This is a genomic window from Streptomyces sp. ISL-99, assembly GCF_018614005.1.
GTDB classification, from domain to species: Bacteria; Actinomycetota; Actinomycetes; order Streptomycetales; family Streptomycetaceae; genus Streptomyces; species Streptomyces flavidovirens.
Genome location: NZ_JAGGPC010000036.1, coordinates 1 through 14,254, shown reverse-complemented (window position 1 = coordinate 14,254; position 14,254 = coordinate 1). Strand labels below are relative to the sequence as shown.

Below are 14,254 nucleotides of genomic sequence, written 5' to 3'. Positions count from 1 at the left end.
CGCGTGGGTGGGCGGTGAACCGGCGCCCCGGTGGGGGTCAGTGATCAGCCGCCAGCGCCTTCGCCACCTGCCCGAAGAAGGCCGCATGTGCTGCGCTGCTGGCCGGGAGTTCCGGATTCCAGGGGATTACGCGGGCGTTGCCCGTGCGGGTCCGGTCGAGCGTGGCCGCGTTGGCGCGGGTGTCCGCCAGGATGATCTGCGGGGCGAGCGCCGCAGCCTCGGGCCAGGCGACGGTGGACCAGTTCGCGCCGCCCCCGGCGGGCGGCTCCACCAGGCGGACGCCCAGTGCGGCCAGGGCACGCAGGTCGGGCCAGGAGTCGGGGCGCGCGAGGTGGACCTGGTCGTCACCGGCCGGGGAGAGTGCCAGGACCCTGGGTGCGTCGTCCGTCGCGACGGTACGGAGCCGCTCGCGCGCGGCCTCCAGGGCGACCGGGGGCTCCGCACCGCCCAGCGCGGCCGCCAGCGCGGCGAAGCGTCCCCGGATCTCGTCGAGCGAGCGGCCCTGCCCGACGTCCAGTACGACGACCGGGACCTGCGCCTCCAGGTGCTTGGCGGCGTCCGGCTCGATTCCGTACACGTGACCGCCTCCGTAGCTGACGGCCACGACGAGGTCCGCTCCGGAGGAGAGCAGGCGGTCGGGGTCGAGGGAGGCGCCCGCGCCGAAGTAGGTGACTGCGCCGAGGGGGAGGTGCCCGGACTTGGCACGGTCGGGAGCGTCGCCGTCGTGGTAGGAGCCGAAGATGCCCAGGGGAAGTAAGCCGTGGTCCCAGAGGGTGGCTCCGGCCTGGATGTAGGCGACGATCCTGGTGGGCCACGTGGGGGCCGACGACAACTGCCCGCGGTCGTCGGTGAACTGCCATATGGCTTCTGCTGCTGTCATGGGCGAGTCCTGCCCCGCAGGGAGCTTCCGTACGCGACCGTCCAGTCCGCGCGTGCGTCCGCGATCCGGGCGACCTGCTGGTCCGTACGGTGATCGATCTCGCTTACGAGGCGGGGTATCGGGAAGTCGTGCTGTGGACGAATGATGTGCCGGCGGCGGCGCGGAAGATCTAAGGAGCATGACTGTGAAGTACGCCTTTTCCACCCTCGGGGTGCCGGGCATGCCGATGAGCGATGTCGTACGGCTCGCGAACGCGACGGGTTACGACGGCGTGGAACTGCGCGCGCACCCCGAGGAGCCGGTGCATCCGGGCATCGGTGTGGAGGAACGGGCGGACGTGGTCGAGCGGTTCGACGGCGCGGGCGTGCGGATCCTGGCAGTGGCGGGGTACGCGCGGGTGGCGGCCCCGGGCGAGGACGAGCCCGTACACGAGGAGCTTCGCGGCCTGCTGGCGCTGGCGCGGGACCTGGGAGCACCGTACGTACGGGTCTTTCCCGGCGGCGGTGACGAGCAGAGCCAGGAGGAGGCGGACGCGACGGCGGCCCGCCGCTTGGGCCTGGCGGCGGAGACGGCGGCCGACCTTGGCGTACGCATTCTGCTGGAGACGCATGACTCCCATCGCACGGGCGCGGCGGCCGCGCGCGTCCTGGGGCCGGTGGGGCACAAGAACGTGGGCGCGCTGTGGGACGTGATGCACACCTGGCTGGGCGGCGAGGCCCCGGCGGCAGCACACGCCGTACTGGCCCCGCACCTGGGATACACCCAGGTCAAGGACATCGCGTCGGCCGACGACACGACGCCGGTGGCGCTGGGGGCGGGAGTGCTGCCGCTGGACGAGTGCGTGGGGCTGCTCGACGACGACGCGTGGGTGTGCTGGGAGTACGAGAAGCGCTGGTACCCGCAGGCCCCGGACCTGCCGGGCATGCTGGCGGCGGGCCGGGAGTACGTAGAGCAACTGCGAGGCTGAGAGGGGGCAGGGGCACTGGCCGGGCGTGGGCGGGGCGTTCCCTTGGCAACTGCGAGCCGTCCGCGGAAACGCAACGAACTCCGCACTTGACGCGCCCCAACGCCCCACGAACCCCACCCGTCACAGCCGTATCGCTTTCAGCCCTCACGGGAGCGTTTCCTCCCGCGTCCGCCGCATGGGAGGCGCGGACGACCAGCCGCTGGGATGAGGAGATGGTCCCACCAACGGCCGTTCCCGCACCCGCTGAGCCAGGGGCCGCACCACCCCCTAGACCTCACGCGCCCCACTCACCGGACCCGTCGCCCGGCAGCGCACGAGCAACCACTTGCCGGGCCGTCGCCGTGGGCTCCCCCCGGGGGCCGCCCCCCCAGAAGCATTGCGGCGGAGGTCCGGCGGTCAAGGGTTAAGCGAAGCGCAATCGCCGCAGGCGACGCGACGCAGGAGCGCCCTTGAGGGGCGGGCCTCCGACGCCAACCTTGGCAAAGGCGACCCCCACCCCAGACGCAACCAACGCCCCCAGACCACCGCGAAGCCCTGCTCCCCGTCACCCCACCTGACCCGCTCCCCACGCATCCGCACCATTTCCGGGAGACCCGCGCATCCGGGGGAACCTGCCGGCAGCCGGTTCCGTCAAACCGGCGTACTGCTGGTGAGTCTCCGCAGAGCGGTGTCGGCACTCGCTGCTGGCTGCGATCGCTGACTCCCCTCTCCAACCGCCTGCGGCCGGCAGCACAGCCGCCACTGGTGCGCCCCCTCGAATGCGCCAGTGGCGGCGCCCTCCCCCGGCCCGTCGCACTTTCCGGCCACCTCGCCCCCTTTCCGACACGGGCTCCTTTGTGCTGCCGCACCCTTGACCTGGCAGTTAGTTTCCGGATATCCGTGACTCCTTGGAAGTTTCCTTCAACTCCCTTGTCGAGTACGGCCGTAAGGAGCTCACGTGCACGACCACCGCACCTCCAGACGCACCCTGCTCACCGCGACCGCCGCCGCAGTGGCCGCGACCGCCATCAGCACGACGCCTGCCCTGGGCATGTCCGAAGCGTCCGACGCGTCCGTCACGGCCTCCACCCGGGACCGTCTCAAGCACCTCATCTCCCGGATGAGCCTGGAGGAGAAAGTCGGCCAGCTCTTCGTGATGCGGGCCTACGGGCACTCCGCGACCGAGCCCGACCAGGTCGACATCGACCTCAACCTGAAGGAGATGGGGGTCAGGACCGCCGCCGAACTCGTCGCGAAGTACCACGTCGGCGGCATCATCTACTTCGCCTGGGCGCACAACACCCGCGACCCGCACCAGATCGCCGATCTCTCCAACGGAATCCAGCGCGCCGGCCTCGCGCAGGACACCCCCGTCCCCCTCCTCATCTCCACCGACCAGGAGCACGGCATCGTCGCCCGCGTCGGCAGGCCCGCGACCCTCATGCCGGGTGCGATGGCGCTCGGGGCCGGCGGGTCGCGCTCCGACGCGCGGAAGGCGGCGCAGATCGCCGGGGCCGAGCTCGCGGCCATGGGCATCGTGCAGAACTACGCGCCCGTCGCGGACGTCAACGTCAACCCCGCCAACCCCGTCATCGGCGTACGGTCCTTCGGGGCCGATCCACAGGCCGTCGCCGGGATGGTCGCCGCGCAGGTCAAGGGCTACCAGAGCGCCGGAATCGCCGCCACTTCCAAGCACTTCCCCGGGCACGGCGACACCAAGGACGACAGCCACTACTCCCTCCCGACGATCCGTCATACCGCCGAGGAGTGGGAGGAGCTGGACGCCCCGCCGTTCCGCGCCGCCATCGCCGCCGGCATCGACTCGATCATGACCGCGCACATCGTCGTACCGGCGCTCGACAAGAACGAGGCCCCGGCGACACTCTCCGAGCCGATCCTGACCGGCGTTCTGCGCGAGCGCCTCGGCTACGACGGAGTCGTCGTCACCGACTCCCTCGCCATGGCCGGCGTACGCCAGAAGTACGGCGACGACCGCGTGCCCGTCCTCGCTCTCCTCGCCGGGTGCGACCAGCTCCTGAACCCGCCGAACCTGCCCGTCGCCTGGAACGCCGTCCTCAAGGCGGTCCGCGACGGCGAACTGAGCATGGAGCGGATCGAGGAATCGATCCTGCGCATCCTGCTGCTCAAGGCCAAGCTCGGGCTGTTCCGCGACCCCTACGTCTCCCACCAGGGCGTCGACCGGACCGTCGGCGTACGCGCGCACCTCACCGCGGCCGACAGGATCGCCGAGGCGACGACCACCCTGCTCACCAACGACGGCGGTCTGCTGCCGCTCAGTCGTCGTACGCACCGGAACGTGCTCGTGGTCGGGGCCGACCCCGCGTCCCCCACCGGGACCACCGGGCCGCCCACCACCGCCGTCGCCGGAGCCCTGAGGGAGCTCGGCTTCACCGCCACCGCCCTGTCGACCGGGATCACCCCGACCCAGGCGAAGATCAAGGAAGCGGTGGCGGCGGCCAAGGGCAAGGACGTGGTGGTCGTCGGGACGTACAACGTCACGGCGAGCAGTCCGCAGCGCACGCTCGTCCGCGAGCTGGCCGCGACGGGGGTGCCCGTCGTCACCCTCGCTATCCGCAATCCGTACGACATCGCCCAGCTCAAGGGGACCGGATTCGCCGCGAGCGTGGCGGCGTATTCCTGGACCGATGTCGAACTGCGCGCGGCCGTCCGCGTCCTCGCCGGCCAGAAGGCGCCGGAAGGGAAACTGCCCGTTCCGGTGCAGCGTGCGGACGATCCGGCGAAGGTGCTGTATCCGGTCGGGTACGGGCTCACGTATTAGCTCAGGCATGAGGCGTACGCGCTCGTACGCCCGGACCACCGGCGCACCACCTCCAAGTGGCGCAAAGCCCCCCGCGCGTCTGGCGTGCGCCCGCTCCGGCGGGTCACGCTGGGTGGACGTACCGGGGGGTTTCGCATGCGTCGCACGGATCGGTCCAGGGGGGTGGCGTGCGCGCTGCTGCTCGTCGCGGTGGGCGTCGCGGCGACGCTGACCGGCTGCCAGAAGTCATCAGGTGCGGCCGGTGGCAGCGACCTCGCCGGCAGCGTCACCCCGTCGGGTTACGGCGCCACGTTCCTCGGCATCGGTGAATGCAGCTCGCGCGGGCGCGCCTTCCGTGAGGTGTCCTGCGCGAGCGAGAAGGCCGCTGCCCGCGTGCTGGCCCGGCACGAGGGGCTCCAGGCCGACGGGCCCGCGTGTCCGCCCCGTACGGACTTCGTCCTGCACATCTCCGAAAGCAGGCCCGCCTTCGACGAGGACGGCGACGGGTCCGTGCCGCGCGGGTTCGCGTGCATGCGCAATCTGGAGGAGCCGCATCCCGGTGATCCGGGCAAGGGCGGCGGGCCGCGGACGGTCGTCGGGGACTGCCTCTACACCGCGCGCAAGGGGCAGGTGAAGGAGACGCCGTGCGACGGGTCGGGCGAGATGGCGGCGGAGTACGAGGTCGTGGCCGCCGTGCAGCGGCGGGCGCAGTGCCCGCCCGCGACGCAGTTGTACGTCCAGCTGGGCGGGGACAAGGCGGTGGGCTGCGCCCGCCGGGTGTGAGGTTCCGCGGTTCGCGGTTCCCCGTCGGCGGGCGCAGCCGGCTGGGCGTTACGGGCGCAGGGTCTGCTTCTGCTCCACGTCACGCTTGTCCAGCTTCGCGTCGTACTTCGCCAGCGGCTTGGCCTTCGCCGGGTCCTTCTGGACGGCGGCCGGAGCGACACCCGCCCATTCGAGGATCTCCGCCGTCGCCTTCGCCTTCTCCTCCGGGACGAGGCCCGCGACGTTGGCGCCGTGGTTGGCGCCGGGCGCGGTGTAGACGTACGAGTCGCGCGCGCCCTTGCCGAGGCGGAACGGTTCGGCGCTCCACGGGTCGTTCTGCCCGTTCACGAACAGCATCCGCGTGGCGTTGTGCCGCACCCAGCTGTCCACGTCCCGCATCGCGCTCGGGCTGAACTTCATCGGGATGTCGCGCGGCACGTAGACGCGCGGCTGGAAGAAGTCCGGGCCGTACCTCATCAGGCCGTCGAGGTGCGGGTACTTGACCTGCGGCGCGCCCAGCTGGGTGCCCGCCTGGTAGTAGTACGGCGTGTACGTCGCCAGGCTCTCGTCGCTGTAGGCGGCGAAGCCGGAGATGGCGTCGACGTAGTCGTAGATGACCTGGTCGGAGGAGTCGGCCGCGGGCACGTCCGCGCAGTCGCTCTCCTTGCTGTACTGCCAGAAGGCCCACACGAAGTCGAGGACCGTGGACTCGTACGCCTTGTCCAGGCTGCCGATGGTGTCGAAGGTGGCGTTGTTGGCGTCCGCCCACTCCTTCACCTTGGCGCTCAGCGGGCCGCGCCGCTCAAGTGCCTCGCGCTGTACGGCGCCCAGCGCGTCGCGGCACTCCTTGGTGCCGACGCCCCGGAAGAAGCGGTCGTACGCCGCGTCCTCCTTGTTCACCACGTCGTTGGGGGCGACGTACGCGACGACGCCGTCCATGTCGCGCGGGTAGAAGCGCTCGTAGTACGTCGCGGTCATGCCGCCCTTGGAGCCACCCGTCGAAATCCACTTCTTGGGGTAGATCTTCTTCAGCTCGGTGAAGATGCGGTGCTGGTCGCTCGCGGCCTGCTTGATGTCGAGCTTCGACCAGTCCGCGGGCGACGGCCGGGACGGAGTGAAGAAGCGGTACTCCATCGACACCTGGTTGCCGTCGATGATCTGCGTCGGCTCACTGCGACGCGGTGTCGTCGAGACGTTGTATCCGCTGGTGAAGAAGACCGTCGGGCGGTTCGTGTCCTTGTGCAGCAAGGTGATCCGCTGCTTGAAGGTGCCCTTGGACGGCTGCCGGTGGTCGACCGGCTGGGTGTAGTTCAGTACGAAATAGCGATAGCCGGTGTACGGCTTCTCCTCGACCAGGCTCATGCCCGGTATCGCGAGTATTCGCTCCTTGATGTCCTGCTGCTGCTCCTGCTGCTCTGCTTCCGGCTCCGCGGTGGTGACCGCCCCGGCCGGTGCGCTGCCGAGTCCTACGGTGCCTATGAGCACCGCGAACGACAGCAGCAAGCTGCGCGCCTTGCGCATTCGCCCTCCCCTGTAGTCACAGACGACGGGGCGAACCTAGCGGGGCAACTCCCGTACCACCAGCCTCAGCAGAGAATCCAGCCAGTGGACGCTTTCCGCGTCCCGACCAAACCGTGCGCCCGCACACACCGGTTGAGGGCGTAGACCGTCACCGGTCCGGCGCGGTGGGTGAAGCGGCCGCTGTCCTTCGCGGCGCGGCTGCCGCGGGCCTGGATGGTGACCGACATGATCTGCCGTACGCCGGGGCGCTTGGAGACGGTGATGGCGCAGGCGTAGCGGCGGCTCTTGTAGATGCGCAGTTCGCCGGTGGTGAAGGTGACTGTCTTCACTTTGCGGCCCGAGCAGGCAGTTGCGGCCTCCGCGCTGCCGGTGCCGGGGCCCGCGAGGGTCAGGCCCGCCGCCGCAATCACGATGGCAAGTCCGTACATCAGGTGTTTTCTCATCGCCTTGCCCGCACTTGCCCCACTCGCACCACCGAACACGCGTATCCCCTTCCCCCACTTGAGCGTACGTACGTGCGTACGACGCTCAGAGGGTACGGCGTGGTTGCGGAGCATCCGGGCGCAGGTGCGGGACAGCTCGTGAAGGCCTGGGCGGCGAGTCTCAGTGCTCAGACAGCCGCCGGCTCGTCCTCGCCCACGAAGGTGCGCCACAGGCGGGCGTACGTCCCGTCCAGGGCCAGCAGTTCGTCGTGCGTGCCGTCCTCGACGACCCGGCCGTGGTCCATGACGACGACCCGGTCCGCGCGCGCCGCCGTCGTCAGGCGGTGCGCGACGACCAGGGTGGTGCGGCGGCCGGTGAGGCGATCCGTCGCCTGGTTGACCTGGGCCTCCGTGGCGAGGTCCAGGGCGGCGGTGGCCTCGTCGAGGAGCAGGATGTCCGGGTCGACGAGTTCGGCGCGGGCGAGCGCGATGAGCTGGCGCTGACCGGCGGACAGGTTCCGGCCGCGCTCGGCCACCTCGTGCAGGTAGCCGCCCTCCAGCGTCGCGATCATGTCGTGCGCGCCGACCGCGCGGGCCGCCGCCTCCACCTCGGCGTCGGTGGCGTCGCGGCGCCCGTAGGCGATCGCGTCGCGGACCGTGCCCGCGAAGAGGTACGCCTCCTGCGGTACGACGCCCAGGCGGTGCCGGTACGCCGTGATGTCCAGGTCGCGCAGGTCGGTGCCGTCGGCCGTGACCCGTCCCGAGGTCGGGTCGTAGAAGCGGGCGACGAGCTTGACGACGGTGGACTTGCCCGCCCCCGTCTCACCGACGAAGGCGACGGTCTGGCCGGCCGGGATGCGCAGGTCGATCCCGCTGAGCGCTTCCTCCTCCTCGCCCTTGCCGCCGTACTGGAAACGCACGTCCTCGAAGGCGATCTCGCCGCGCAGCGACAGGACGTCCTTGGGCCGGTCGGCGGCGGCGGTCGAGGTGGGCTCCCTGAGCAGTTCCTGGATGCGCCGCAGGGAGACGGTGGCCTGCTGGTATCCGTCGAAGACCTGGGAGAGCTGCTGTACGGGGGCGAAGAACAGCTCGATGTAGAGGAGGTACGCGACGAGCGCACCGGTGGTGAGTGTGCCCGCGTCCACCCGCCCGGCGCCGACGATCAGCACCGCGGCGGCGGCGACGGACGACAGCAGCTGGACGAACGGGAAGTAGATGGAGATCAGCCACTGGCCGCGCACGCGCGCCTGCCGGTAGCTGTCGCTGCGCTCGGCGAACCGCTCGGCGCCGGTGCGCTCGCGCCGGAACGCCTGGACGATGCGCAGTCCGGACACGGACTCCTGGAGGTCGGCGTTGACCACACTGACGCGGTCGCGTGCCAGCTCGTACGCCTTGACGCTCGACTTGCGGAAGAAGTACGTACCGATGATCAGCACCGGCAGGGTCGCGAAGACGACCAGCGCGAGCTGCACGTCGATGACGAGGAGCGCGACCATGATGCCGAAGAAGGTGACGACGGAGACGAAGGCGGTGACGAGGCCGGTCTGGAGGAACGTCGACAGGGCGTCGACGTCCGTCGTCATGCGGGTCATGATGCGGCCGGTCAGCTCGCGCTCGTAGTAGTCGAGGCCGAGGCGCTGGAGCTGGGCGAAGATCTTGAGCCGGAGTGAGTAGAGCACGCGCTCGCCGGTCCGGCCGGTCATCCGGATCTCGGCGGTCTGCGCGACCCACTGCACGACGACGGACAGCAGCGCGAGCCCGGCCGCCGCCCAGACCGCGCCGAGCGCGAGCTGGGTGACGCCCTCGTCGATGCCGTGCCGGATCAGGACCGGCAGGAGCAGCCCCATGCCGGCGTCGACGGCGACGAGCGCGAGGCTGACCAGCAGAGGGAGACCGAAGCCGCGCAGGAGGCGGCGCAGTCCGTACGACTCCTCGGGCTGGACGGCGCGCGTCTCGTCGATGTCGGGCACGTCGTTGGCCGGCGGCAGCGCGTCCACCTGGGCGAGCAGTTCGGGGGTGGCGGGCATGCCGGGCGCGTGGTCGGTCGCCGTGTCCGGGGAGGACTCGTCCCGTACCCACAGGTCGGGGGTGATGCCGCGCTCGGCGTCGAACTCGGCGTCCAGCTCGGCCTGCACGGTCCGGTCGTCGGCCGGTTCCGGTGCTTTGGTGAGGACGTGTCCGGGCGATACGCCACCGAGCTCGTCGGGGTCGGTGAGCAGCCGCCGGTAGAGGGGAGAGCGTTCCTGGAGCTCCTCGTGCGTGCCGATGTCGGCGAGCCGGCCGCCGTCGAGTACGGCGATGCGGTCGGCGAGGTTGAGGGTGGAGCGGCGGTGGGCGATGAGCAGCGTCGTACGCCCGGCCATGACGGACTTCAGCGCCTCGTGGATCTCGTGCTCGACGCGGGCGTCGACGGCGGAGGTGGCGTCGTCGAGGAGGAGCAGGCGGGGGTCGGTGAGGATGGCGCGGGCGAGGGCGATGCGCTGGCGCTGGCCGCCGGAGAGGGTGAGGCCGTGTTCGCCGACGGTGGTGTCGTAGCCGTTCGGCAGCTCGGAGATGAAGCGGGCGGCCTGGGCGGCGCGGGCGGCGGCGACGACCTGCTCGTCGGTCGCGTCCGGCAGTCCGTAGGCGATGTTGGCGCGCACGGTGTCCGAGAACAGGAAGCTGTCCTCCGGTACGAGCCCGATGGCGGCCCTCAGCGAGTCGAGGGTGAGCTCGCGTACGTCGTGCCCGCCGACGAGGACGGCGCCGCGGGACACGTCGTAGAAGCGGGGCAGGAGCAGCGAGACGGTGGACTTGCCGCTTCCCGAGGAGCCGACGACGGCGACGGTCTCGCCGGCCCGGATTTCGAGGGAGAAGCCGTCGAGAACCGGCCGGTCGTCGTCGTACCCGAAGGACACGTCGTCGAACTCGACGGTCGCGGGGGCGTCGGCGGGAAGCACCTTGGTCCCGTCCTCGATGGACGGCTCGGTGTCGATCAGCTCCAGTACGCGCTCCACACCGGCCCGCGCCTGCTGGCCGACGGTCAGCACCATGGCGAGCATGCGCACGGGCCCGACGAGCTGGGCGAGGTAGGCGGAGAAGGCGACGAACGTACCGAGGGTGATCTGGCCGCGCGTCGCGAGCCAGCCGCCGAGCGCCAGCATGGCGACCTGGCCGAGGGCGGGCACGGCCTGGAGGGCGGGGGTGTAGCGCGAATTCAGCCGGACGGTCCGCATGCGTCCGGCGAAGAGCCGCCGGCTGACCTCGCGCAGCTTGCCGGTCTCCTGGTCCTCCTGGCCGAAGCCCTTCACGACGCGTACGCCGGACACCGCCCCGTCGACGACGCCCGCGACGGCGGCGGCCTGGCCCTGGGCGTACCAGGTGGCCGGGAAGAGCCGGATGCGGCTGCGCTTCGCGATGAACCACAGGGCGGGGGCGACGGCGACGGCGACGAGGGTGAGCAGCGGCGAGAGCCACGCCATGATCACGAGGGAGATGAGGAAGAGCAGGAAGTTCCCGATGGTCATCGGGAGCATGAAGAGGAGGCCCTGGATGAGCTGGAGGTCGCTGGTGGCCCTGCCGACGATCTGACCGGTGGAGAGCTCGTCCTGGCGGCGTCCGTCGAGGCGGGTGATGGTCCCGTACATCTCGGTGCGCAGGTCGTGCTGGACGTCGAGTGCGAGGCGTCCGCCGTAGTAGCGGCGGACGTAGGTGAGGGCGTAGACGACGACGGCGGCGGCGATGAGCAGCCCGGTCCATACGGCGAGGGACCGGGTCTTGGTCCCGATGACGTCGTCGATGACGACCTTGGTGATCAGTGGGACGAGCGCCATGACGGCCATGCCGCCCAGCGACGATCCGAGTGCGAGCACGACATTGCGCCGGTACCTCCAGGCATAACCCGCCAGCCGCCGTGCCCACCCTTGATCTGCCGCCGCCACTGCTGCCTCCCGGTCGTCCTGGTCTGCCGGAAGTCACCAACGCGGTGAGGTGCGGATTTCATCCCTCCGGGGCGAATACGGGTCTGTGGTCCCAGTACTCCTGGGACCACAGACCCCTTCGATGGACTCCTGGGGCGGAGGTGCCCCGCCGCCCGGTCAGGACTCCGGCACCGCCGGGATCGCCTCGCGCGGGGTCTGCGTGGGGGCGTACAGGGTGGATGCGGAGGCCGTCGGGTTGAGGGCCTTGTGGATGGCCCGGGACACGGCCTGGATGGTGTTCACGCCGTCGTTCATGGTGGGGTTGTCGTGCGTGAGCACGGTGATCGCGTAGTCGTGGCCGCGGCCCGTGAACGCGCCGATGGAGTGCACCCGCCAGCCGTGCGTGGAGCGGGGCAACCAGCCGTTCTTGACCTGGATCTTGGCGGAGGACGGGGCGCCGGCGGGCGTGCCCCAGCGCTGGGAGGCGATGACCTTGCCCATGAGACCGAGGGTGTACGCGCGCGAATTGTCGCTCAGGACGGTGTTCTTCGCGGTGAGCAGCGCGAGCAGCTTCTGCTCGTCGCGCGCGGTGATCTGGGTCAGGCCCCAGTAGCCGCCGGTGCCCGGGACGGTGTCGGTCATCCTGGCGGCCGCCAGGAATCCCTTGATCTTCGTCATGCCGAGCTGGCGCCACAGGGTGCTGGTGGCGTTGTTGTCCGACTTGGTGATCATGTCGGTGGCGAGCTTCGTCTCACGCGCCGTCAGGTAGCGGTTGGTCTTCTTGGCGTCCCACAGCAGCGCGGCGAGGACGGTCACCTTGACGACGCTCGCGGAGTCGTACTTCTGCGTGGCGCGCAGGGTGCAGGTGGTGTTGGTGGTGCGGTCGTACAGCGATATCGCGGTCGTGGACTTCCGTCCCTTGAGCGCCGCGGTGATGTCGTTGACCAGCTTGGCCGCGAGCCCCGCCTTCTGCGAGGTGCAGGCCACCGTCGGCGCGGTGGCGGCAGCGGCGGGCGCCGCGGCGACGAGCGGCGCGAGCACGCCCCCGGCGACGGCGGCGGCGATCGCGGCGCGGGCTATTCGGTTGTGCGTCATGGTGTGGTGTCCCCGTCCCCTTGTGCGTCTGCTTCAAATGACCCACGAGGGACGGAAAGGTTGTACGGGTCGCACGGTGGCCCTCTCAGGCTCACAGGTGCGTCGGGGCGAACATCCGGAGCAGGGCCGGGAGTACGAGCACCGAAGGGCCGGGGGTCGACAGGGACTTGGACAGGTCCTCGGTCAGGGTCTCCGGGGTCGTCCGGTGGGCCGGTACGCCGAAGGACTCGGCCAGGGCGACGAAGTCCGGGCGGGCGAGTTCCGTGCCGGTGGCCTCGTCGAAGGCGTCGGTCATGTACTCGCGGAGGATGCCGTAACCGCCGTCGTCCACGATCAGCCAGGTCACCGGGAGGTTGTGCTGGCGCGCGGTGGCGAGTTCCGCGATCGAGTACATCGCGCCGCCGTCGCCGGAGACCGCGAGTACGGGACGGGTACGGTCCGCCACCGCCGCGCCGAGCGCCGCCGGGAAGCCGTAGCCGAGTCCGCCCGCGCCCTGCGCCGAGTGCATGGTGTTGGGGTGGCGGGGGTCGAACGCCGACCAGGCCCAGTAGGCGAGGATCGTCATGTCCCAGAAGCTGGGGGAGGTGGCGGGCAGGGCCTCGCGGATCGATGCGAGCAGCTGCTGCTCCAGGGGCAGGTCCTGGGAGGCGATGCGTTCGCGTACCTTCGCCAGGACCTCGCGCACGCGCTCGCGTGCCCGCTCGTCCTCGCGGTCCTCCGCCGTCTCGATCAGCGCCGAGAGCGCCAGGCGGGCGTCCGCGTGGATGCCGAGTGCCGGGTGGTTGGACTCCAGCTTGCCGAGGTCGGCATCGATCTGGATGATCCGGCCGCGCGGGCTGAACGTGTGGTAGTTCGAGGACAGTTCGCCCAGGCCCGAGCCGACGACGAGGAGTACGTCGGCATCTTCCAGGAAGTCCGTCGTGTGGCGGTCCTCCAGCCAGGACTGGAGGGAGAGCGGATGCGTCCACGGGAACGCGCCCTTGCCGCCGAACGTCGTGACGACCGGCGCGTTCAGCTTCTCCGCGAGCGCGAGCAGCTTGCCGGAGGCGTCGGACCGTACGACACCGCCGCCCGCGATGATCGCCGGACGGGCGGCATTCGACAGCAAGTGGGCTGCCACAGCTGTCAGTTCGGGGCGTGGGGGCAGTTCGCGGGGGGTCGCGTCCATCGCCGCGACGACGGGGAGGGTCGTCTCCGCGAGGAGTACGTCCTGGGGGATCTCGATCCAGACGGGGCCGTGCGGGGCCGTCAGGGCCGACTCCCACGCCTCGGCGATCGCCGACGGGATCTGCGACGCCGTACGGACCGTGTAGACCGACTTCACGATGTCGCGGAACGACGCCTTCTGGTCGCGGAGTTCGTGCAGGTAGCCGTGGCGGCCGCCGCCGATGCCGGCCGACGGGATCTGGCTGCTGATCGCGAGGACGGGCGCCGACGCCGCCGCCGCCTCCTGGAGTGCGGCGAGGGAGGTGAGGGCCCCCGGGCCGGTGGAGAGGAGCAGCGGGGCCGCCTCCCCGGTGATCCGGCCGTACGCGTCGGCGGCGAAGCCCGCGTTGTTCTCGACGCGCAGGCCGACGTACGAGAGGGAGGAGCGCCGCAGCGCGTCGAACATGCCGAGCGCGTGCTGGCCCGGCAGCCCGAAGACCGTGGTCGCGCCGAGGCCGGTCAGGGTCTCGACGACGAGGTCGCCGCCGTTGCGGCCGGGGGGCGGGTTCAGCGCGGCCGTCGTCTGCGCGGCCGTGGGCCGCAGCACCAGGTCGTGGTCGTGGGTCACGTGGCGTCGTCCTTTCGATCTTGCGCCCGGGAGGGGCGACCACCGGGCCGACGGGGCCGGTGGGGCCGCGCGGGGCCAGTGTGGCCGGTGGCGACCCGGTGCGGCCACACGGGCCGGTGCGGCCGGGCCGTGGGCGGCGCTGGGGGCCGGTCTGCGCTGAGTGCCGGCGCGTGCGC

At 71.0% G+C, this 14,254-nt stretch carries 9 protein-coding genes; 3 read left to right on the top strand and 6 right to left on the bottom strand.

Annotated elements, in window-relative coordinates:
* Nucleotides 1–37: 37 nt before the first annotated feature.
* Entirely contained in the window at nucleotides 38–880 is an 843-nt protein-coding gene (locus J7E91_RS22365) for an ABC transporter substrate-binding protein (RefSeq protein WP_214907608.1), read from the bottom strand.
* A gap of 184 nt (nucleotides 881–1,064) precedes the next feature.
* Between J7E91_RS22365 and J7E91_RS22360 the strand changes: the two genes are divergently transcribed.
* From J7E91_RS22360 to J7E91_RS22350, 3 genes are all read left to right on the top strand, one after another.
* Nucleotides 1,065–1,847 (top strand): sugar phosphate isomerase/epimerase, encoded by a 783-nt coding sequence (locus tag J7E91_RS22360; protein WP_214907717.1) that lies wholly within the window; start codon nucleotides 1,065–1,067, stop codon nucleotides 1,845–1,847.
* 937 nt (nucleotides 1,848–2,784) lie between these two features.
* Entirely contained in the window at nucleotides 2,785–4,626 is a 1,842-nt protein-coding gene (locus tag J7E91_RS22355) for a glycoside hydrolase family 3 protein (RefSeq protein WP_214907606.1), read from the top strand.
* Nucleotides 4,627–4,761: 135 nt separating this feature from the next.
* Nucleotides 4,762–5,388 carry a hypothetical protein gene (locus J7E91_RS22350; protein ID WP_214907604.1) on the top strand — a complete coding sequence of 209 codons (627 nt, stop codon included), beginning with the start codon at nucleotides 4,762–4,764 and terminating at the stop codon, nucleotides 5,386–5,388.
* A 48-nt stretch (nucleotides 5,389–5,436) separates the two neighbouring features.
* Here J7E91_RS22350 and J7E91_RS22345 read toward each other — a convergent pair whose 3' ends face one another.
* The 5 genes from J7E91_RS22345 to J7E91_RS22325 all read right to left on the bottom strand — a co-directional run bounded on the left by J7E91_RS22345 (nucleotide 5,437) and on the right by J7E91_RS22325 (nucleotide 14,078).
* Nucleotides 5,437–6,888 (bottom strand): S28 family serine protease, encoded by a 1,452-nt coding sequence (locus tag J7E91_RS22345; RefSeq protein ID WP_214907601.1) that lies wholly within the window; start codon nucleotides 6,886–6,888, stop codon nucleotides 5,437–5,439.
* Nucleotides 6,889–6,953: 65 nt separating this feature from the next.
* On the bottom strand, nucleotides 6,954–7,316 hold the full coding sequence (locus J7E91_RS22340; protein WP_308376900.1) for a hypothetical protein: 363 nt from the start codon (nucleotides 7,314–7,316) through the stop codon (nucleotides 6,954–6,956).
* Nucleotides 7,317–7,498: 182 nt separating this feature from the next.
* Nucleotides 7,499–11,230 carry an ABC transporter ATP-binding protein gene (locus tag J7E91_RS22335; RefSeq protein ID WP_214907597.1) on the bottom strand — a complete coding sequence of 1,244 codons (3,732 nt, stop codon included), beginning with the start codon at nucleotides 11,228–11,230 and terminating at the stop codon, nucleotides 7,499–7,501.
* Between the two features lie 156 nt (nucleotides 11,231–11,386).
* Nucleotides 11,387–12,304, bottom strand: a complete 918-nt coding sequence (locus J7E91_RS22330) for a serine hydrolase (protein ID WP_214907596.1) — start codon at nucleotides 12,302–12,304, stop codon at nucleotides 11,387–11,389.
* A 91-nt stretch (nucleotides 12,305–12,395) separates the two neighbouring features.
* On the bottom strand, nucleotides 12,396–14,078 hold the full coding sequence (locus J7E91_RS22325) for a thiamine pyrophosphate-binding protein (protein ID WP_214907593.1): 1,683 nt from the start codon (nucleotides 14,076–14,078) through the stop codon (nucleotides 12,396–12,398).
* Nucleotides 14,079–14,254: the final 176 nt, after the last annotated feature.

Coding starts and splice junctions, on each gene's coding strand:
- J7E91_RS22350 (WP_214907604.1), top strand. CDS start 4,762: ATGCGTCGCACGGATCGGTCCAGGGGGGTGGCGTGCGCGCTGCTGCTC.
- J7E91_RS22365 (WP_214907608.1), bottom strand. CDS start 880: ATGACAGCAGCAGAAGCCATATGGCAGTTCACCGACGACCGCGGGCAG.
- J7E91_RS22345 (WP_214907601.1), bottom strand. CDS start 6,888: ATGCGCAAGGCGCGCAGCTTGCTGCTGTCGTTCGCGGTGCTCATAGGC.
- J7E91_RS22340 (WP_308376900.1), bottom strand. CDS start 7,316: ATGTACGGACTTGCCATCGTGATTGCGGCGGCGGGCCTGACCCTCGCG.
- J7E91_RS22330 (WP_214907596.1), bottom strand. CDS start 12,304: ATGACGCACAACCGAATAGCCCGCGCCGCGATCGCCGCCGCCGTCGCC.